This is a genomic window from Mesorhizobium sp. M1428 (assembly GCF_040317515.1).
GTDB lineage: Bacteria > Pseudomonadota > Alphaproteobacteria > Rhizobiales > Rhizobiaceae > Mesorhizobium.
This window is the reverse complement of sequence record NZ_JAMYKT010000007.1, coordinates 89,452-110,899: the sequence shown is the minus strand read 5'-3', so window position 1 is coordinate 110,899 and position 21,448 is coordinate 89,452. Positions and strand designations below refer to the sequence as shown.

Annotated in this window: 14 protein-coding genes; 7 read left to right on the top strand and 7 right to left on the bottom strand. The window is 63.3% G+C overall.

The window, feature by feature from the left end; genetic code table 11:
* Positions 1 to 2: 2 nt before the first annotated feature.
* The 3 genes from NKG60_RS12370 to NKG60_RS12360 form a co-directional block, all read right to left on the bottom strand.
* Complete coding sequence (locus tag NKG60_RS12370) at positions 3 to 1,172, bottom strand: acyl-CoA dehydrogenase family protein (protein ID WP_352664201.1); 1,170 nt, start codon at positions 1,170 to 1,172, stop codon at positions 3 to 5.
* Positions 1,173 to 1,286: 114 nt separating this feature from the next.
* Complete coding sequence (locus tag NKG60_RS12365) at positions 1,287 to 3,083, bottom strand: acyl-CoA dehydrogenase (protein WP_352664203.1); 1,797 nt, start codon at positions 3,081 to 3,083, stop codon at positions 1,287 to 1,289.
* Between the two features lie 236 nt (positions 3,084 to 3,319).
* On the bottom strand, positions 3,320 to 3,781 hold the full coding sequence (locus tag NKG60_RS12360) for a MerR family transcriptional regulator (RefSeq protein WP_023677331.1): 462 nt from the start codon (positions 3,779 to 3,781) through the stop codon (positions 3,320 to 3,322).
* A 550-nt stretch (positions 3,782 to 4,331) separates the two neighbouring features.
* On the opposite strand from NKG60_RS12360, the gene NKG60_RS12355 reads away from it, so the two are divergent.
* The 4 genes from NKG60_RS12355 (at position 4,332) to NKG60_RS12340 (ending at position 11,463) form a co-directional block, all read left to right on the top strand.
* Complete coding sequence (locus NKG60_RS12355) at positions 4,332 to 8,192, top strand: peptidoglycan-binding protein (protein WP_352664205.1); 3,861 nt, start codon at positions 4,332 to 4,334, stop codon at positions 8,190 to 8,192.
* Positions 8,193 to 8,383: 191 nt separating this feature from the next.
* Positions 8,384 to 9,307 carry a sulfite exporter TauE/SafE family protein gene (locus tag NKG60_RS12350; RefSeq protein ID WP_352664207.1) on the top strand — a complete coding sequence of 308 codons (924 nt, stop codon included), beginning with the start codon at positions 8,384 to 8,386 and terminating at the stop codon, positions 9,305 to 9,307.
* Entirely contained in the window at positions 9,307 to 10,098 is a 792-nt protein-coding gene (locus NKG60_RS12345; protein ID WP_352664208.1) for a TIGR02186 family protein, read from the top strand. Before NKG60_RS12350 ends, NKG60_RS12345 begins: the two co-directional genes overlap by 1 nt.
* 108 nt (positions 10,099 to 10,206) lie before the next feature.
* Positions 10,207 to 11,463 carry an Hsp70 family protein gene (locus tag NKG60_RS12340; protein WP_352664210.1) on the top strand — a complete coding sequence of 419 codons (1,257 nt, stop codon included), beginning with the start codon at positions 10,207 to 10,209 and terminating at the stop codon, positions 11,461 to 11,463.
* 5 nt (positions 11,464 to 11,468) lie between these two features.
* On the opposite strand, the gene NKG60_RS12335 is transcribed toward NKG60_RS12340, so the two are convergent.
* Positions 11,469 to 12,371, bottom strand: a complete 903-nt coding sequence (locus NKG60_RS12335) for a LysR substrate-binding domain-containing protein (protein ID WP_352664212.1) — start codon at positions 12,369 to 12,371, stop codon at positions 11,469 to 11,471.
* 281 nt (positions 12,372 to 12,652) lie between these two features.
* On the opposite strand from NKG60_RS12335, the gene NKG60_RS12330 reads away from it, so the two are divergent.
* The 3 genes from NKG60_RS12330 to NKG60_RS12320 are packed head-to-tail and all read left to right on the top strand — an operon-like array spanning position 12,653 to position 17,260.
* Entirely contained in the window at positions 12,653 to 15,583 is a 2,931-nt protein-coding gene (locus NKG60_RS12330; RefSeq protein WP_352974966.1) for a molybdopterin oxidoreductase family protein, read from the top strand.
* Positions 15,580 to 16,314, top strand: coding sequence for a 4Fe-4S dicluster domain-containing protein (locus NKG60_RS12325; RefSeq protein ID WP_352866215.1), 735 nt, complete (start codon positions 15,580 to 15,582; stop codon positions 16,312 to 16,314). Before NKG60_RS12330 ends, NKG60_RS12325 begins: the two co-directional genes overlap by 4 nt.
* A gap of 10 nt (positions 16,315 to 16,324) precedes the next feature.
* Positions 16,325 to 17,260, top strand: a complete 936-nt coding sequence (locus NKG60_RS12320; protein ID WP_352664218.1) for a dimethyl sulfoxide reductase anchor subunit family protein — start codon at positions 16,325 to 16,327, stop codon at positions 17,258 to 17,260.
* 2 nt (positions 17,261 to 17,262) lie between these two features.
* Here the strand turns inward: NKG60_RS12320 and pdeM are convergent, their stop codons facing one another.
* The 3 genes from pdeM to NKG60_RS12305 all read right to left on the bottom strand — a co-directional run bounded on the left by pdeM (position 17,263) and on the right by NKG60_RS12305 (position 21,426).
* Complete coding sequence (gene pdeM / locus NKG60_RS12315; protein WP_352664220.1) at positions 17,263 to 17,979, bottom strand: ligase-associated DNA damage response endonuclease PdeM; 717 nt, start codon at positions 17,977 to 17,979, stop codon at positions 17,263 to 17,265.
* Positions 17,976 to 20,498 (bottom strand): ligase-associated DNA damage response DEXH box helicase, encoded by a 2,523-nt coding sequence (locus tag NKG60_RS12310; RefSeq protein ID WP_352664222.1) that lies wholly within the window; start codon positions 20,496 to 20,498, stop codon positions 17,976 to 17,978. Before NKG60_RS12310 ends, pdeM begins: the two co-directional genes overlap by 4 nt.
* Positions 20,499 to 20,565: 67 nt before the next feature.
* Positions 20,566 to 21,426 (bottom strand): C40 family peptidase, encoded by an 861-nt coding sequence (locus tag NKG60_RS12305; RefSeq protein ID WP_352664224.1) that lies wholly within the window; start codon positions 21,424 to 21,426, stop codon positions 20,566 to 20,568.
* Between the last annotated feature and the right edge of the window lie 22 nt (positions 21,427 to 21,448).

Sequence of the window (21,448 nt, the reverse complement as noted above, 5' to 3'; positions counted from 1 at the left end):
GCTCAGAGCGAGCGCCCGATCAGCAATTTCATGATCTCGTTGGTGCCGCCGTAGATGCGCTGGACGCGGGCGTCGCGAAACATGCGCGCAATCGGATATTCATTCATGTAGCCATAGCCGCCATGCAATTGAAGGCATTCGTCGACGACTTTTCCCTGCAGGTCCGACAGCCAGTATTTGGCCATAGACGCCGTCACCGGGTCGAGGCCACCGTTAATGTGGCGGGCAACGCAGTCATTATAGAAGACGCGGCCGATGGTCGCCTCGGTCTTCAATTCGGCAAGCTTGAACTGGGTGTTCTGGAATTCGATGATGGCCTTGCCGAAGGCCTTACGCTCCTTGACGTAGTCGATGGTAAGCGCCAGAGCCCGCTCGACCATGGCGATGGCTGTGGTGCCGATCTGCAGCCGCTCCTGCGGCAACTGTTGCATCAACTGGACGAAGCCCTGGCCTTCGTCGTTGCCGAGCAGGTTCGAGGTCGGCACACGCACGTGGTTGAAGAACAGTTCCGACGTGTCGTTGGCTTTGAGGCCGATCTTGTCGAGGTTGCGGCCGCGCTGGAAACCCTCCACCTCGTCGGTCTCGACGACGATCAGCGAGATGCCCTTGGCGCCCTTCTCAGGATCGGTCTTGGTAACGACGATGATGAAATTGGCGAGCTGGCCGTTGGTGATAAAGGTCTTCGAGCCGTTGAGCTTGTACCGGTTGCCGTCCTTTTCGGCGCGGGTCCTGACGCCTTGAAGGTCGGAGCCCGCACCCGGCTCGGTCATGGCGATGGCGCCGATCAGCTCGCCGGTCGCCAGCCTCGGCAGCCACTTCTTCTTCTGCTCCTCCGAGCCGTAATGGAGGATGTAGGGGGCGACGATCGAATTATGCAGGCCAATGCCGAACCCGTCGACGCCGACATGGCCGATCGCCTCGATGATGGCGCTCTCATGCGCGAAGGTGCCGCCCGAACCACCATATTCCTCCGGCATCGAGGCGCAGAGCAGGCCGGCAGCACCCGCCTTCAGCCAGCTTTCGCGGTCGACCATCTCGTTCTTCTCGAACTCGTCGTAACGCGGCGCGATCTCTTCCGACATGAAGCGGTGCGCCATATTGTAAAGCATGCCGACCTCGTCCGCCGCCCAGGCGGGCTTGGGAAGGCCAAGGATTTCGGCGGGGTTGGTCATGTTTATTCTCCGATCCTCCTTCCAAGCACGCCGCCAGAATTGAGCTGGCGCGCTGCCGTGGCGACCGTTCCCTTCGGGCCACCCTCCTCTCAAAGGGGGAAGGGAATGCCGAACCTAGAACGCTTCCGCCGGCAGTGCCATCAATGTATCGGCACCGCTGGAGATGCGGGCAAGATGCGCCGACGTCTCCGGCATGATCCGCTCTATGAAGAAGCGCGCCGTCACCAGCTTGTTATCGTAGAAAGACGAAGCGCCGTCGGCGCCATCAGCCAATTTCGCTGCGGCCACCTTGGCCATCCGGGCCCACATATAGCCCAGCGCCACCAGGCCGAAGAGATGCATGTAGTCGGTCGAGGCGGCACCGGCATTGTCGGGCTTGGCCATGCCGTTCTGCACCAGCCACATCGTCGCCATCTGCAGATCGTTGACGCCCTTCTTCAGCGCCTTGGTGAAGGGCGCCATCTTCTCGTCGGTGCGGTTTTCCTCGCAGAACTCTCCGACTTCCTTAAAGAAAGCCTGGACCGCGCGGCCGCCATTCAAGGCCAGCTTGCGGCCGACGAGGTCGAGCGCCTGGATGCCGTTGGCACCCTCATAGATCATGGCGATGCGGGCATCGCGGACGAACTGGCTCATGCCGTGCTCTTCTATATAGCCGTGGCCGCCGAAGACCTGCTGCGCCATTACCGCATGATCGAAACCCTTGTCGGTGAGCACGCCTTTGACCACCGGCGTCATCAGGCCGGTGTAGTCGTCTGCGACCTGGCGATCTTTGTCGTCACCGGAGCGGTGAGCGATGTCGGACTTGATCGCCGTCCACAGCGCCAGCGCGCGGCCGGCCTCGTTGAACGCCTTCATGGTCATCAGGCTGCGGCGGATGTCCGGATGGACTATGATCGGATCGGCCTTCCTGTCCGGCGCCTTCGGTCCTGACAGCGAGCGGCCCTGCAGACGATCCTTGGCGTAGGAAACCGCATTCTGATAGGCGACCTCCGATAGCGAGAGCCCCTGCAAGCCGACGCCAAGCCGCGCCTCATTCATCATGGTGAACATTGCTTTCAGCCCGCCATTGGCCTCGCCGAGCAGCGTGCCTTCAGCGTCGTCATAATTCATGACGCAGGTCGAGTTGCCATGGATACCCATCTTCTCCTCGATCGAGCCACAGGAGACGGCGTTCTTCTCGCCCGGATTGCCTGAGGCATCGAGCTTGAGCTTCGGCACTATGAACAGCGAGATGCCCTTCACGCCATCCGGCGCGCCGTCGATACGGGCCAGCACGAGGTGGACGATATTGTCCGATATGTCATGCTCGCCGGCCGAGATGAATATCTTCTGGCCGGAGATCCTGTAGGTGCCGTCGCCATTTGGGACGGCCTTGGTGCGCAGCAGGCCAAGATCGGTTCCGCAGTGCGGCTCGGTCAGGTTCATGGTGCCGGTCCATGCGCCCTCGACCAGCTTCGGCAACCATGTTGCCTTCTGCTCTTTGGTGCCATGGGTGATGATCGCAGCGATCGCGCCTTGCGTCAGGCCGGCATACATCATCAGCGACATATTGGCCGACACCATATATTCGGCAACCGCGGTGTGCACCGCGTAGGGCAAGCCTTGCCCGCCGAACTCGACAGGTGCCGCGAGCCCCATCCAGCCGCCTTCGCGATACTGGTCGAAAGCTTCCTTGAAGCCTTTCGGCGTCGTTACCGAACCGTCGTCATGGCGCACGCAGCCTTCCACGTCGCCGACACGGTTCAGTGGTTGCATGACGTTTTCGGCGAGCTTCGCGCCCTCGGCAAGGATGGCCTCGAGCACATCCGGCGTCGCGTCGGAAAATCCGGGAAGATTGGAATAGCGCTGATATCCCAGCACTTCGTTCAGTACGAACAGCGTGTCCCGGACCGGCGCTCTGTAGATCGGCATGCGTTTCCTCCACCATGCGGTCTCGACCCCGAAATCAGCCCCAGCATATGAGGATGGCAGGCGGACCAACGTTACGGTCGAGATAACAAATATTGACGTTTGCGTAAACGTCAATTCTGCGATGCGGCAAATTTTCCCCGCGCGCCAAGACGGCAAACGGCGAAGGACGGTAAACGACGAAGAACCGCGCAGCGAAAGCCACGCGGTTCTCATTCGTCGAAAATCCAAAGCTTAGTTTAGCTCGCCACGCTGGCCTGCGGCGTCGAGCGCTCGATCAGCATTTGTCGGACGGTCGACATCGAAGCACTCAGCTCGCTGATGGCGTCGTCGATCAGCGCCCGCTGCTTCTGCAGACGGGCAAGCTGCTTCTCCGACTTGTCGAGCGCCAACCGCAATTGCTTGGTGTTGGAGCCGTTCGGATCATAGAGGTCCATCATCTGCTTGACGTCGCGCAGCGAGAACCCGACCTTGCGGCCAAGCAGGATCAGCTTCAGCCGGGCCCTGTCGCGGCGTGTATAGAGACGGGTCGATCCGTCGCGCTGCGGGTTGAGCAGACCCTTGTCCTCATAGAAACGCAGCGTACGCAGCGTCACTCCGTATTTCTTGGCCATTTCGCCGATGCGGACAAGCTCTTCACCGGCTTCGCTCGACATATCGTTGGTGTTGGCCGCGGCCTGGCCGGGCGAAATAAGTTTCATGGTCACTGGCTTTCCCCGTCTGGTGGCGTCGCGGTCGCGGACCTTGCGTCGCCTGAGTGAAAGCGGGGGCGTGCTTCCACTCGTGGTTTCAACAAACAAATCGCAAACGGCGTAATCCGCTCATTTACGTTTACGTCAATTCTATATCGATAGCCGCCTCACCACGCAAGAGCGTTCTGGTCTTGCAACTTTATGCCGCAGCACCAGCGGATAGCCCAAAAATCGCGGTCGACTTCGGAAAGAACCCTGCGGCAGATCAAAATTCTACAGCGTCCTTTCTGCGTCCAAAGGGACACGCGACGCCGTCGGCAGCCAGCCGACAAAGTTGCAACTTCTTAAGCTTGGTTAACGCGTTGTTTACCACGTTGGGGCGAAATGTGCGCATGTCGGTTACCCGTGTCTATCCTGTACTGAATTTTTCACGGTTTTTCGGAGCGCGGATGAGACCCGGGAAGCTCGTCTTCCACTGCAACAAGCCAAGCAGTCGCCTTCGTCCCGGCAGGACTTTGGGAACCTGGTGAAAGCCAGCAATTCTGAAACGGGCGCATTGATGAACAGCAAGCGGTCCTACCTCGATACACTCAACGCCGGCAGGCAACGCCGGCCGCACACGACGCTTGAAGAGCTCAACCGCTCCCTGGAAACGCTGGAGCAGCGGCTGGAGCGGACGCGCGAGGAGACGGCAAGCCACCCCGATCCGCGCCGACCAGCGGCAGAACCGCGCTATCCCAGCGCCCAACCCTATGGCCAGCAGCGCCGGTATGAGGATCCACGCGCGCAGCGGCCGAAAGGTCCAGCAGCGGCTTTCGACCAGAATTACCAGGCGATCGCCCGCGATATCGACCGGGTGCGCGGCCAAGAGGACGGCGTCGCCCTAGCCGGCAAGATCGCCGGGGAATTGCGCGGCCTGCGCGAAGAGCTGCGCCAGCAGATGACCTCCGGCCTGCAACGCGAGTTCGAGGTACTGCGCAAGAATATTGAGCGAGCCTTCCAGTCAAATGGCGGCGGCAAAGGCAGCGCCGAACTCAACGTCGAATTCGAGCGGCTTTCCGGCGCCATCCAGACATTGGCCGAAAAAAGCGACGACAGAAGCGTCAATATGCTGCGGCTCGAGCTTGAGCAGGTCAAGGCCGCGCTCGATACGCTGGCGCGCGAGGAGAGCGTGCAGGCGGTCGGACGCCGCTGGGACGATTTCGACCGCCGCTGGAACGCCTTCGAGGACCGCGTCGAGGCCGACCAGCGCAAGCGCTCCGATGCACCCGGCCTGTCGGCGCTGACGGAGCGGCTCGAACAGATCAGCAATGCCGTCAGCAATCTGCCGGAATCGCTGTCGCTGCGCTCGCTTGAGGAAAAGGTCCGCACGCTTGCCGGAGCGGTCGACCATTTCGCCCGCCAGCAGGACAATCGCGGCGGCGACACATTCAGTCAGATCGACGAGCGGCTCGACGAGATTTCCCGCGCAATCGTCGCCTCGACGGTTGCCGCGCAAGCCAATTCGTTCGACCCCGAGCCCTTCGAACGCATCGAGAAGCGGATCGATTCACTGGCCCAGCAAATCGAAGAAGTGTCGCAGGATCGTCCGGGCCGGGAGGTCATCGACCGTCTCAACACGTTGTCGACCCGCGTGGATGAGCTGGCCGGCCGAGCCAATCTGCCGGAACAGGCGATGGAGCGCCTTGCCAGGCAAGTCGCGCTTATTGCCGACAAGATCGACCACGCACCCGCCATGCCCGACGCCGACTACATCTTCCAGGGGCTCGAGCAGCGCTTCGACGTGCTGTCCAGCATGATGGAACGTCGCCAGGGCGACGCCATCGAACAAGGCAACATGCTGTTTCGCGACCTTGAGCGCCGGTTGGACGAGGTCGCCGACAGGCTGGACCAGCGCATGCCGCAGGTCGACAGCGCCGGCATCATGGATGCCATCGACGCTCGCTTCACCGCGCTGGCCAAGCGGATGGAGACGCGCGTTCCAGACCCCGCCAACGAGGCGGCGATCCGTGGCCTGGAGAGCCGGCTCGAAGACATCTCAAGCCGGCTGGATTCGTCCGCGGCACAGGTTGCCAGCATCGACCCGGCTTTGATCCGCAGCCTCGAAGCGCAGGTCGCCGGCCTGACGGCGCATCTTTCCAAGCCCGGCACGCCGCTGCCGGAATTCGACGACATCAGCCCACGTCTCAACGAAATCGAGAAGTCGCTGGCCGGAACCCGCGATTCCATCCTCGGCGCGGCGCGCGAGGCGGCTGAGAGCGCCGTCCGCTCGCTGGCCGGATCAAGCGCGAACACGGCGGCCGTTACCGGCCTGGCCCAGGACCTGAAGACGCTCGAGGCACTGACGCGCCGTTCGGATGAGCGCAACTCGAGGACGTTCGAGGCTATCCACGATACGCTGCTCAAGATCGTTGACAGGCTTGGTTCACTGGAGACCGGCGAACTGGCAAGCGCGGAATTGAGCAAGCGCTTCGGCCGGGCATCCAAGATCTCGGTGCAGGACGCACCGTCGATGGACCTCGACCAGCCGCTGCCGTTGACGGGCAGCATGGCCGATCTCGACGGCCGCGCCGCGGCGCTCGCGCGCGACGAGCCAGGTCCGCGTACGCCAGCCGAGGCCGCAGCAGCAGCCGCCCTGGCGGCTCTCGGTTCAGACACGACGCGCGAAAAAACCGAGCAGGGCGGCGGCAGGAAATCAATGTTAGGCGGGCTGGCACGCGCCTTGAAAGGCAAGAAGGAGGCCGAGATGCCGCCGCTTGCAGGCTCGGCGCCGAGCGCCGAGATACCGAGCGTCGATCTCGACGAGCCCCTCGACCCCAAGCTCGCCAACCGGCCACTGGAACCCGGCTCCGGCGCACCCGACCTCAGCGCCATCATGAAGCGTGTGCGCGACGAGCGCGGGCAGCCGGCTCGGGAAGGCGGCGCCGAGGCGGCGAAATCGGACTTCATCGCGGCAGCCAGACGGGCTGCGCAAGCGGCGGCCGCCGAGGCGGACGCCCTCAAGCGCCAGTCGACGATGAAAGGCCCGGTCAAGGCACTCAGGATCGGCGACCTGCTCAAGGCGCGGCGCAAGCCGATCCTGATGGGGGCAATCGCCATCATGCTGGCGCTTGCCGGCCTGCAACTGGGCCAAGCCTTCTTCTCCGACCCGGTCGAAGTCGCCAACAATGAGGCGGCACCCGCCGTGGCCGTACAGCCGGTGGAAACCGCATTGGCCAGCGTTGCCAGCGAGCCGAAGGCGGACGCGCAGACGACAACACAGGAGAGCGCGCCCTCGCCCACCGTCAGGCAGGCAGAGCCATCCGCACCGATGACCAAGGACGACACGGCGGCGCAAACCGGCCCCGCTACACCGGCAACCGAGGCATCGACCGCGCCCTCAGCTTCCACGGCGTCCGCTGACCTGGCGGCGCCAGACACCACGGCCGCAGTCCCCGCGCCGGCAGCGGCGACGGCCAGCGACGCCGAGCCAATGGCTGCCGCGCCTGCTACCACCACCGCTGCTACGCAAGACACGACCGGCACGGTGCCGCCGGCGGATGCTGCCGCGGCAGGCGTTGCCAAGATCGACGTTCCGGCCGATGCCGGTCCGGCCGCCCTGCGCGATGCAGCGGCCGGCGGCGACGCCAAGGCGATGTTCGAGATCGGCTCGCGCTACGCCGAGTCGCGCGGCGTCAAGGAAGACATGGCGGCGGCGGCCAGATGGTATGAGAAAGCTGCCGAACTCGGTTTCGCACCGGCAGAATACCGCATCGGCAATTTCTACGAGAAGGGCATCGGCGTCGCACGCGACATCAAGAAAGCGAAGACCTGGTACCAGCTTGCCGCAGAGCAGGGCAATGCCAGCGCGATGCACAATCTGGCCGTCTTGTTTGCAATGGCGGCGGATGGCGTGACCGACAATGAATCGGCAGCGCACTGGTTCCAGGCGGCGGCGGATCTCGGTGTCAAGGACAGCCAGTTCAATCTCGGCATCCTGGCGGCGAAGGGCGTCGGCATGAAGCAGAACCTCGAGGAGAGCTACAAATGGTTCGCGCTCGTCGCCAAGACCGGCGACAAGGATGCGGCGGCCAAGCGCGACGAGATCGCCAAGGCGCTGAGGCCCGAGCAGCTGGAGCGTGCGCGGGCCTCGGCTGAACTGTGGAAGGCCAAGCCGCTCGATCCAACCGCCAATTCGGCCGACATTCCTGAATCGTGGCAGGACGGCACACCGCAGACGACCGCCGGCATCGACATGAAGAAAGCGGTCCAGAACATCCAGCGCATTCTCAACAAGAACGGCTACGAAGCCGGCAATCCGGACGGCATGATGGGTCAGAAAACCAAGAACGCGATCATGGCCTTCCAGGCCGACAACGATATGAAGGCAACCGGCGCGATCGACGAAAAGCTGGTCAAGGCACTGCTTGCGCGTAAATAACGGCGGATGCGTCGTTTCCGCGACGCCCTTGCCACAGATTTGCCTGTTAACTGATTGAGTTGTTTTTTGTTTCGGCGGTGCGGCGAAGTTTGACTTCACCGCCCGTCCGGCGCAAGAACGAGATAGCCTTTTGGCGCAAAATGCCCGCAACGGCTGCATTCGCCAAGAGACAAACTGATCGAGACTGACGGGTGGGCATCTATCTCCCGATCGCGGAAATTTCCGTCAACATCTTCGTACTGCTGGCCATGGGTGCGGCGGTGGGTTTCCTGTCGGGCATGTTCGGCGTGGGCGGCGGCTTTCTCATTACGCCGCTGCTGATCTTCTACAACATACCGCCGGCAATCGCGGTCGCCACCGGCGCCAACCAGGTCATCGCTTCCTCCTTCTCCGGCGCCCTGTCGCACATGAAGCGCGGCACGCTCGACTTCAAGCTTGGCGGCGTGCTTTTAGCCGGCGGCATCGTCGGCTCGACCGGTGGTATCTATGTCTTTGCGCTCCTGCGCCGGCTCGGCCAGCTCGACCTGTTCATCTCGCTGCTCTACGTCGTGCTGCTCGGCACCGTCGGCGGACTGATGCTGGTCGAGAGTGTCAATGCACTGCGCGCCACTCGCAGCGGCGCCGCACCGGTATTGAAGAAATCCGGCCAGCACAATTGGATCCACCGTCTGCCGCTAAAGATGCGGTTCAGGGCCTCGAAGCTCTTCGTCAGCGTCATTCCGGTGCTTGGGCTAGGCGCGGCGATCGGCTTCCTGTCCTCGATCATGGGCGTCGGCGGCGGCTTCATCATGGTTCCGGCCCTGATCTACCTTTTGAAAGTGCCGACCAACGTCGTCATAGGCACCTCGCTGTTCCAGATCATCTTCACCTCGGCCTACACCACGCTGGTCCACGCCACCACCAACCAGACGGTCGACGTCATGCTCGCCTTCCTGTTGATGGCAGGCGGCGTCGCCGGCGCGCAATATGGCGCCAAGGCTGGTCAGAGGCTGCGGGGCGAGCAACTCAGGGCGCTGCTGGCGCTGCTGGTGCTGGCGGTAGCCATCCGGCTTGCCATCGATCTTTTCGTCACGCCGCCCAATGTCTATTCGCTGTCCGGCGTGGGCCTGAGCTGATGGCTGGCTTGAGGACGCTCGCGGCCGTCGCCTTGCTGTCGCTGCTGGCGGCTGCGCCACCGGCGAAGGCGCAGACACCACTAACCGAAAATATCCAGATCGGCCTTTCCACCGACAATGTCTCGATTACCGCCGGCTTTTCCGGCGCCGACCTGACCATCTTCGGCTCGCTGGAAAATGCCGATCCGCTTGTCGCGCGGCAAGGGCGCTACGACGTGATCGTCGTGCTGGAAGGCCCGGCCCGACCCGTCGTCGTGCGCCGCAAGGACCGGGTGCTCGGCGTCTGGGTCAATCTGGAGTCGGAGACCTTCAAAAACGTACCTGTCTCCTATTCGGTGGCGACGACGCGGCCGCTGCAGGACGTCACCGATCCGAACAGCTACAAGCAGCTGTCGCTTGGCGCCTCGAACCTCTATTTGCAGCCGGCCGACGCCGAGGAAAGCCCGGCGACAATCGAGGAGTTCACCGCCGCGCTGCGCGAGCGCAAGGCGGCGACAGGCCTCTACAGCGAGAATGTCGGCGGTGTGCAGTTCCTGTCGCAGAACCTGTTCCGCGCCACCGTCAGGCTCGCCCCAAACGTTCCGGTCGGCACCCATAAGGCCCGCGCCTTCCTGTTCAAGAGCGGCCTGTTCATCAAGGAAAGCTCCGCCCAGCTCGAAATCCGCAAGTCCGGTTTCGAACAGTCGATCTTCCGTGTCGCGCACGACTATTCGTTCCTCTACGGTGTCTTTGCCGTTTCGCTGGCCATGCTGACCGGCTGGCTCGGAAGACTGGTCTTCAGGAAAGACTGAACTCTCGTAAAAGTGGTTTCCCTTTCCGAGGGTATGGGTTAGACCGCGACCCCCGGCCCGACCGGACACGAGCTGCTGCTCCCCAAATCAGAAATACAGGAACGCACGATGCGACCAGCATTTGCCGGGATCGACTTCGGCACTTCAAATTCCACCGTGAGCGTGGTCAGGAACGGGCAGCCGCGGCTGGTGGCGTTGGAAGACGGCCAGGTCACGCTGCCCAGTGCGGTGTTTTTCAATTTCGAGGACAACCGCACCTATTTCGGGCGACGCGCCATCGCCAACTATACGGACAGTATCGAAGGCCGCCTGATGCGCTCGCTGAAGAGCGTGCTCGGCAGCTCGCTCGCTCACGAAAAGACGCGCATCAAGGCGCGCTCGATCGGCTTCATGGAAATTGTCGGCCTATTTGTCGGCCATCTGAAAAAGAAACTCGAAGAAAACGCCCTCGACACAGTCGAAAGCGTCGTGCTCGGACGGCCGGTACAGTTCGTCGACGACGATGCCGGGGCCGATGCCGAGGCCGAGCATGAACTCGAAAACGCCGCTCGCGCCCAAGGCTTCAAGCACATCGCCTTCCAATTCGAGCCGATCGCGGCGGCACTCGATTACGAACAGAAGGTGACGCGCGAGGAACTGGCGCTGATCGTCGACATGGGCGGCGGCACGTCCGACTTCTCGATCGTGCGGGTCTCGCCCGAGCGCGCCCGCTCGCTCGACCGCAAGAACGATATCCTGGCCAGCCGCGGCATCCACATCGGCGGCACCGATTTCGACCGGCTGCTGAGCATCGCCCATGTGATGCCGCAGCTCGGGTATCTGACGCCAACCAAGGACGGCAAGCGCAATCTGCCGGCGAGCTACTTCATCGACCTGGCGACATGGCAGCGCATCAACCTGGTCTACACCGCAAGGGCGATGACGCATCTGCGCCAGATCCGCTACGAGGCGGAGCGCGCGGACCTGGTCGAGCGCTTCATCCACATCGTCGAGCATCGTTACGGCCACGCGCTGGCGGCGCTGGTCGAAAGGGCCAAGATCGAGCTGACGGACCGATCGTCGGCCAATATCGAGGTCGCGCTACCGGAGGTGAGGTTCATGGCAGAGATCACGCGCGAAGGTCTCGAAGCCACTATCGCTCGGGATATTGAGCGCGTTGCAGCTACCGTCGAGCAGACCGTCCGCGACGCGCAGGTGAAGCCCTCCGACATCACGGCGGTGTTCCTGACCGGCGGATCGACCGCGATCCCGCTGGCCAGACAACAGATCCTGGCTCTGGTGCCGCAGGCCTCGGTAATCGAAGGCGATGTGTTCGGCTCGGTCGGGCTTGGGCTGGCGCTCGACGCACAGCGGAAGTTCGGCTGATCGGCTTAAAGCGGCGTGGCTCTCTCAGCTTTGCCGCCGAGATGCGCCTTGAGCGCCATCTGGGCCAGGCTTGGCTGGCGGTCGCGATGCGTGATCATGGCAAATTCGCGCTTCGGCAGATCGGTCGGCACGGAACGCAGGCTGCCTTCGGCGACCGCGCGCGCGACGACGAGTTCCGAAATGATGCTGGCGCCGGCGCCGGCCTCGACCGCCTGGCGAATAGCCTCATTGCTCGGCAATACCAGGAATATCTGCAGGTCCGCGAACGAAATCCCGTCGCGTCGGGCAAGGTCCTCCAGCGCCTCGCGCGTGCCCGAGCCGCCTTCGCGAATGATCCAGCGAAGCCCGCCAAGGTCGGGATGTCCAGGCGAAACTTCTGCGATCTCAGGGTGCGAGCGCGCTACTACCAGCATCATGCGATCGATATCGACCTTGGCACGCCGCAAAATGTCGGACTCGGTGCGCCCCTCGACCAGGCCAAAATCGGCTGCGCCATCAAGTACATTGGTCTCGACCTGCCTGGTGTTGCCAATGCTCACGCTCAGCCTGACGGCAGGATAGGCTTCGTGGAAAGAGGCGAGCCGGCGCGGCAGCCAATAACTGGCGATGGTCTGGCTGGCAGCGATCGAGAGACTGCCTGATATCGTCTGCGAGACATGCTCCAGCACATTGTGGGCGGCCGCGGCCCGCTCGAGGACCGCCTTGGCCTCGGGCAAGAATCGGCGTCCGGTCTCGGCGAGCTCGATATTGCGGCCCACTCGGTTGAACAACTGCACGCCGTGCTGCTGTTCGAGCGAGCGGATGGCGGCCGACGCGGCCGACTGTGAAATGCCTAACAAGTCGGCCGCTTTGGTCATGTGCGCCCGTTCGGCGACGGCGACGAAGATCCGCAATTGGTCCAGAGTCATGCCGGTATTAAGAAGCAAATCCGATTAGAATTACAAGAGCAAGTTGTTAGACAGATTGATTGCTTTGTTCTAAATTTTGGCTCGAAATTGGAAAAAAGTCGCGCCAGAACAGTCGAGGGTAGAAATTTGGTGAGGCTGTTCAAATCCGTGTTCACGCACTGGTCCCGCAGCCTTCGGTGGCGGCTGGTCGGTGAACGCTATCGGCCGGAACAGCATTACATGCGCGGCCCAGGCCCGAAGACGAGAGCCAAGGCCGCGGAACGCAAAAACATCGCCGGATCATGACCAACAAACCGCTGCGCGGCGCCAACTCAGCACCATCCCAACGGCCGCTTGCCGATACGCGCGCGCCCGCTGAAGACGACGGCGTCGATACTTCGCCCGATGTCTCCGACAGCATCGCCAAGACCACCTGCTATATGTGCGCCTGCCGCTGCGGCATCGACGTCCATATCAAGGACGGCAAGGTCCGCTACATCAACGGCAACAAGGACCACCCGGTCAACCGCGGCGTGCTGTGCGGCAAGGGCAGCGCCGGCATCATGCAGCATTACAGCCCGGCCCGACTGAAGAAGCCGCTACTGCGCATCGGCCCTCGCGGCTCGGGTGAGTTCCGCGAAATCGAGTGGGAGGAAGCTTTGTCGATTGCGACAGAACGGCTTTCGAACATCCGCCGAACCGATCCGAAGAAACTCGCCTTCTTCACCGGGCGCGACCAGTCGCAATCGCTGACCGGCTGGTGGGCGAGCCAGTTCGGCACGCCGAACTTTGCCGCCCATGGCGGCTTCTGCTCGGTCAATATGGCGGCCGGCGGCCTCTACACGATTGGCGGCTCGTTCTGGGAGTTCGGCGAACCCGATTGGGACAACACCAAATATTTCATGCTGTTCGGGGTTGCCGAAGACCATGATTCCAATCCGATCAAGATCGGCCTCGGCAAGCTCAAGGCGCGCGGCGCCAGGGTGGTTTCAATCAATCCCTGCCGCACCGGCTACAACGCGATTGCCGACGACTGGGTCGGCATCCGGCCCGGCACCGACGGCCTGTTCGTATTCGCCCTCATCCACGAATTGCTGAAGGCCGGCCGCGTCGATCTCGACTACCTCTTGCGCTACACAAACGCCCACATCCTGGTCATTCAGGAGCCTGGTGCTGCCGATGATGGGCTGTTCATGTGCAATGGCGACGGCAATCCCCTGGCCTGGGACAGGGTGGCGAAGATACCTATCAATGCCAACGATACCGACGCGAGGCCCGCATTGACCGGCAGCTTTCTCGTCGACGGCCGCCGTTGCGTGCCGGTCTTCCAACTCGTCGCCGACCGCTATCTGGACGAGAGCTATTCACCGGACGCCGTCGCTGACCGGTGCGGCATCTCCGCCGACACCATCCGACGCATTGCCGCAGAACTCGCTCATGTCGCCTTTGAACAGCAAATCGAATTGCCGGTGGCCTGGACGGACTGGGCCGGACGCCGGCACGAGACCATCAAGGGCCGCCCGGTGTCGATGCATGCGATGCGAGGCATCTCGGCCCATTCGAACGGTTTTCACTCTTGCCGCGCCATTCATCTGCTTCAGGTACTTCTCGGCACGGTGGACGTGCCGGGCGGCTTCCGCTTCAAGCCTCCCTATCCGCGGTCCGCGCCGCCGGGCCCCAAACCAGCCGGCAAGAATGTGAAGCCAATGACGGCGCTCGAGGGCATGCCGCTCGGCTTCGTCTGCGGACCGGAGGACCTGCTGGTCGATGAAGGCGGCAAGCCAATTCGTATCGACAAGGCCTACTCCTGGGATGCGCCGCTTGCAGCACACGGCCTCATGCACACGGTCATCCGCAACGCATGGGCCGGCGATCCCTACACGATCGACACACTGTTCATGTACATGTCGAACATGGCCTGGAACTCGTCGATGAACACGGTCGAGACGATGGCGATGCTGACCGATGTGGATGCATCGGGTGAGTACAAGATCCCGTTCATCATCTATTCTGATGCTTATTATTCAGAGACCGTGCCTTTTGCCGATCTGGTGCTGCCGGATACGACCTATCTCGAGCGTCATGACTGTATCAGTCTGCTCGACCGGCCGATCAGCCACGCCGACGGGCCGGGCGACGCCATCCGCCATCCCGTGGTCGAGCCGGACCGCGACGTCAGGCCGTTCCAGTCGGTGCTGATCGAGCTCGGCGCGCGGCTCGGCCTACCCGGTTTCGTCGACGACGATGGCGCCGCCAAATATCGCGACTATGCCGACTACATCGTCAATCACGAGCGCACGCCAGGTGTCGGTCCGCTCGCCGGCTGGCGCGGAAAGGACGGGACCTCGGTCGGCAAGGGCGAGGTCAATCCCGACCAGTTGCAGCGCTACATCGATAATGGCGGCTTCTGGCACCAGGATTTCGCCGCCGATCAGCGCTACTACAAAATGGGCAACCGCTCGTATCTCGAATTCGCCGAGAGCATGGGCTTCATTGCGAAGGCCGAGCCGATCGTCTTCCAGCTCTATTCCGAGCCGATGCAGCGCTTTCGCCTCGCGGCGCGCGGCCATGGCGGGGTGCTGCCGCCGAAGGCAGAGCGCAGCCGCATCGAGACCTATATGGATCCGCTGCCGTTCTGGTACGCGCCCTTCGAAGAGGCTGCGGTCGATAGCCAAGCCTATCCGCTCCACGCGCTGACGCAGCGGCCGATGCACATGTACCATTCCTGGGGCGGACAGAACGCCTGGTTGAGACAGATCACCAGCCAGAACCGGCTGTTCGTCCACCAGCGGACCGCCGCCGGCCTCGGCCTTGTCGACGACGACTGGGTATGGATCGAGAGCATCAACGGCAAGGTCAAAGGACAGATCAAGCTGGTCGACGGCGTCAATGCCGATACGGTGTGGACCTGGAACGCCATCGGCAAGCGGCGCGGCAGCTGGGGGCTGAAGGATGACGCGGCCGAATCCAATCGCGGCTTCCTGCTCAACCACATCATCGGCGACCAGACCTCCGCCGATGCCAGCGGCAAACGCTATTCGAATTCCGATCCGGTGACCGGCCAGGCGGCGTGGTTCGACCTGCGCGTGCGCATCGTCAAATGCGCGCCCGAAGAAGCTGGCTTCACCGAACCGCAGTTCGAGCGGTTCCGGCAGCCGCCGGGCTTCGAGTCCTCGCCCGACAAACTCAGTTTCGGCGCCGAATTTCGCCGGGAAAGAGAAGCTGCCGAATGACCTGCCTTCCCGCCCATACCGACAAGAAGCTCGGCCTCGTCATCGATCTCGACACCTGCGTCGGCTGCCAGGCCTGCGTTACCGCCTGCAAGGAATGGAACACCGGCGGCCATATGGCGCCGCTAACCGACATCGACCCCTATGGCGGCAATGTCGACGGTGTCTGGTTCAACCGGGTGCACAGTTATGAGCACATGACGGAGATGGGCGGACGCACGGTGAACTTCCCGCGCTCCTGCCTGCACTGCGAGACACCAGCGTGCGTCACGGTCTGCCCGACCGGCGCCTCCTACAAACGGGCGTCGGACGGCATCGTGCTGGTCGACGAGGACAAGTGCATCGGCTGTAAATTGTGCAGCTGGGCCTGTCCCTACGGAGCGCGCGAATTCGACACCGATGTCGGCGTGATGAAGAAATGCACGTTGTGCGTCGACCGCATCTACAACGACAATCTGGCGGAAGAAGATCGTGTGCCGGCCTGCGTCGCCGCCTGTCCGACCAGCGCGCGGCATTTCGGCGATCTGGGCGATCCGGAATCGGCTATCTCACAATTGGTGGCCGAGCGCGGTGGCGTCGACCTGATGCCGGAGATGGGCTACAAGCCGACCAACAAATATCTGCCGCCACGTGCCCACACCACCCGCGCCGCCTCGGTGCCTGCCCCGGCCCTAGAAGCGGTGCGTGCGGAAGGCGGCTTCCTCGGCTGGGTCGACCGCATGCTTTCGAACTGACCCGCGTCTCATGCATCCAGCATTCTCGGTCGTCTTTTTCACCACCGCCACGGGCGCCGGCTACGGACTGCTCGCGCTGCTTGGCGTGCTAGCCGGACAGGGCTTTATCCCGCCCGATTTCTGGCTTGGCCTCACCGGCATGGGGCTGGCGCTTGGCCTGATTTCGGCCGGCCTGCTGTCGTCAGCCGGCCATCTCGGTCGGCCCGAACGCGCCTGGCGTGCCTTCTCGCAATGGCGAAGCTCATGGCTGTCGCGCGAAGGCGTGGCGTCCGTCGTCACCTTCGTGCCGGCGGGACTGTTCGGTATTGGCTGGGTGGTCCTCGGCCGTACGAGCGGCTGGGTGGCTGTCGCCGGGCTGCTCGCTGCCATGGGCGCGGCCGCCACCGTCTGCACCACCGGCATGATCTACGCGTCGTTGAAGCCTATCGCCCAATGGCACAGCCGCTTCACCCTGCCCGGCTATCTGATCTTTTCGGCGATGACCGGCAGCGTACTGCTCAACGCCCTGCTGCAGGGATTTGCCGCAGGCTCGAGTGCGCTTCTGGTGGCTGCCCTGTTGCTGACTGCGCTCGGCTGGGGTTTGAAGCTGGCGACCTGGCGATACAATGACAGGCTGGAGATCCCGACCAATGCCAACACCGCAACCGGGCTCGCCGGCGGCACGGTGCGGTCGATCGAGTGGCCGCATACGGAAGAAAACTATCTGCTCAAGGAAATGGGTTTTCGGATCGCGCGCAAGCACAGCGCTAAACTCCGCCAGATCACGCAGGTGCTGGCCTTTGCTTTGCCCGCGTTGCTGCTGGTCGCGGCGTTCGCCTTGCCGTGGCCCTATGCGGCAGCACTGTCGATACTCGCCGCAATCGCCCAACTCGCCGGAATGCTGGTCGAGCGCTGGCTGTTCTTCGCCGAGGCCAAGCACACCGTCACTTTGTACTACGGCAGGTAGGTTCAGCCCGGCCTGAGCATCGCGTGCGAAATTGCGAAGATGCGTTCGGCGCCAAGCATGTAGGCCATCAGCGTTTCGCGCTTGAACAGTCCCAGATAGGCGCGATCGAGCACGTTGAGCGAGCCGGTATAGGCGCCGAAAGCCGGCATGATCATGCGGCCGCCATCGCCGGCAAAGCAACGCCGCCGCACCGAGCGGCCTTGCTGCACGATGCGGGCACAAGGATGCAGGTGGCCTGATATCTCGCCTTCCACTCTCACCACCGAAGGCTCGTGCCGGAAGAGTAGAGAGCCGATTGCCAATTCACGTACGGTCTCGCCTGGCAAGTCGGCCGGCGCTTCAGGATCATGATTGCCGGCGACCCAGAACCAGTCGCGCCCGACCATCAGCCCTTCCAGCCTGTCGCGGAAGCTTGCGTGCATGCGCGCTGCGCCGCCACCATCGTGAAAACTGTCACCCAGGCTGATGACGATCGCAGGCTGATAGTCGGCAATCACCGCCTGCAGCCGGAGCAGCGTCGCGCCGGTGTCGTAAGGTGGGACCAGCGTGCCGCGCCTGGCCAGTGATGAGCCTTTTTCCAGATGCAGGTCGGATACGGCCAGAAGCCGGAATTCGGGAAAATAGAGCACGCCACGACGGTCGCAGATCGCGCGTTCGCCGGCGATACGGACAGCGCCCGCATCCGCCAGCGGCGCAGCCATGGCCAGCGCGACAGTCATTTCGTCCCCATGGCCTCCTCGACCAGCGTGGCTGCATCCATCAGCAGCGTGTCATCGGCCTCGCCGTGCACCGGCATTTTGCCGATCTCGAGCATGATCGGCACGGCGAGCGGCGATATCTGCTCGAGGTTCTTATGCATGATTCGACCTTGGACGCGCGAGAGCATCTCGGCAAGTCTGCTGACATCCAAGAGACCGGTCGCGGCATCGGCCCGCGTCGCCTGCAAAAGGATATGGTCGGACTCGTGGCTGCGCAGCACGTCGTAGATGAGATCCGTCGACACGGTTACTTGGCGGCCGCTCTTCTCCTGCCCCGGGTGGCGTTTCTCGATCAATCCCGAGATCAGCGCGCAATTGCGAAAGGTACGCTTCAACAACCAACTGCCGGCGAGCCAGGCTTCGAGGTCGTCGCCCAGCATGTCCTGATCGAATAGCTGAGCCAGCGACGGTTTCTTCGCCGTGAACATATAGCCCATATCGGCCAGCGACCATATGGCAAGCGCATAGTCGGTGGCGACGAAGCCGAGCGGCTTGGCTCCCGCCCTGTCGAGGCGGCGGGTGAGCAGCATGCCGAGCGTCTGATGCGCCAGCCTGCCCTCGAACGGATAGGCTACCAGGTAGTAGCGGTTGCCGCGCGGAAAGGTCTCGATCAGCAGATCGTCGCGTTTCGGCAGTACCGACTTGTCGGCCTGGAAGCGCAGCCAGTCTGCGACCTGCTCCGGCAGCTCCTTCCAGCGCTGCGGATCGTCCAGCATGGCGCGGACCTGTTCGGCCAGGTACGTCGAAAGCGGGAATTTGCCACCGCCATAGTAAGGCACCTTGGCGTCGCTGCCGGGTGCATTCGAGACGAAGCACTCATTCTCGCGGATGCCTTCGAAACGCAGAACCTTGCCGGCGAACATGAAGGTGTCGCCATGCGTCAATGTTTCGAGGAAGGCCTCCTCGATCTTGCCCAGAACCCGACCGCCACGCGAAGCCGCGCCTCTGCTGCCGGCCTGGACGTAGCGGACGTTAAGCGCCGGCACTTCGATGATGGTGCCGACATTGAGCCGGTATTGCTGGGCGACGCGAGGATTTGAGACCCGCCACAGCCCATCCTTGTTGAGACGAATACGGGCGTAGCGTTCGTAGTTCTTCAGCGCATAGCCCCCAGTGGCGACGAAATCGACGACGCGATCGAATGTCGGCCGGTCGAGATCGGCATAGGGTGCTGCCGTCCGCACTTCCTCGAACAGCGCATCGGCATGGAACGGCGCACCGCAGGCACAGCCCAGCACGTGCTGCGCCAGCACGTCGAGCCCGCCATCGACCAGCGGCGGCGTATCCTGGGCGCCGAGATAATTGGCGTCGAGCGCCGCCCGGCATTCCAGCACCTCGAAGCGATTGGCCGGAATCAGGATCGCCTTGGACGGCTCGTCCATGCGGTGGTTGGCGCGGCCGATTCGCTGCGCCAGCCGGCTCGCCCCCTTCGGCGCGCCGACATGGACGACCAGGTCGACATCGCCCCAGTCGATGCCGAGGTCGAGCGTCGATGTGGCGACGATGGCGCGCAGGGCGTTCTCGCCCATCGCCTTTTCGACACGCCGGCGCTGCGCGACGTCGAGCGAGCCGTGATGCAGCGCGATCGGCAAGGTGTCCTCGTTGACCCGCCACAACTCCTGGAACAGCAACTCCGCCTGGCTGCGCGTGTTGACGAACAGCAGGGTTGTCTTGTGGCGCTTGATCTCGTTGTAGATCTCCGGCGTTGCGTAGCGGGCTGAATGTCCCGCCCACGGCACGCGCTCCTCCGAATCGAGAATGGAGATCTCGGGCTTGGCACCGCCGGTGACGACGATCAGTTCGGCCATCGGCCCCGGAGGATTCTGGCTGACCAGCCAGCGCCGCAATTCGTCGGGCTCGGCGACCGTCGCCGACAGGCCTATCGTCTGCAGCGCGGGCACAAACGAGCGCAGCCGGGCCAACCCGAGCGACAGGAGATGCCCGCGCTTCGAGGTCACCAGCGAATGCAATTCGTCGAGCACGACATAGCGCAGGTCCTCGAAGAAGCGCCTGGCATCGGGCGCGGCAATCAGCAGCGCCAATTGCTCGGGTGTGGTCAGGAGAATGTCGGGCGGCGCCAGCTTCTGCCGCTGGCGCTTGTGTGCGGGCGTGTCACCGGTGCGCGTCTCCACGGTGACCGGCAGCCCGATTTCTTCGACGGGTTTGCCGAGATTGCGCTCGATGTCGACGGCCAGCGCCTTCAGCGGCGAGATGTAGAGTGTGTGGATGCCTCGGTGCGCCTGCCCCGGCCTTCTCCTCGGTCGGCCAGCCAGTTCGGTCAGCGATGGCAAGAACCCGGCCAGCGTCTTGCCGGCGCCGGTCGGCGCGATCAGCAATACCGACTGCCCGCCCTGGGCCTTGGCCAGCAAATCGATCTGGTGGGCGCGCGGCGACCAGCCCTTTTCTGCAAACCATTTGACGAATGGCTCGGGCAGGACGACGGCGGCATTCTGTTCGGCAAGGCGCGGCTGCTCTGTCACGCGCCAGAGGTAGCGCGGTGACGCGCAATCGCCAAGCAGAATCAGAACAAAAGGTGATCGATTCGCATTACGGCCGGCGAAACCCGGTCGGTCCGCCATAGAGATAGCCGATACGGGCGACCGCCTCCCTCAGTCCTTCAAGCGACACCAGCATCGTGTGGCCGTTGGCGTGGATCATGGTCTCCGGGTCCGTCATGATCGCGACGTGGCCTTTCCAGAAGACCAGGTCGCCGCGCCGCAACCCCGCAAAATCCGGCCCGGGGTCGAGCGGTTCACCGATGGTGGTCGCCTGCATGTCGGTGTCGCGCAGCACTTGCCTGCCAGCCATGTGCATTGCAAGTTGCACGAGACCGGAACAATCGATGCCAAAGCCGGAGGCGCCGCCCCACAGATAGGGCGTGCCGAGAAAGGCCTCGGCAACCGCGACGTAGTCGGCAGCCGCCTCGGCGATAGGCCTGAGATGGCCAGATATGACCGCCTCGCCGGACGGCAACAGCGCATAATGCGTGCTGCGCGTTTCGGCCGAGCCCGTCACGGTCACCAACGATCCCATCGACAATTGCCCGCTCAGCGGGAAGCGCAAGTCGGGTCCCGGGTAGAGAAAGGTGCGTGGCACCGAAACGATGTGGGTTGGCGCATGGTCGCGCGTGCCCAGCGCCGTGTCGGCGACATAGCCGACATAGCCGTCGCGCTCAGCCTGGATCCAGGCCCAGCCTTCCGCGTCATCGAAGACGAGAATATCGTCGCCGAACAGGGCTTGCGTGTTGACGCCGGCATCCGGGCGCGGAGCCTTGCGGATATCGGCCACGGAGGCTGATATGCGCGCCGGCCGGCCGGCGACAAAACGGTCGGCGGCGACCTCGCCTTTCAGCCTGGCGTCGGCGAGATCGGAGCGGAAGGCATGGAGGCGGGCATCCCTGGCGGTCAAATCGGCACTCGTTCAAATGGGC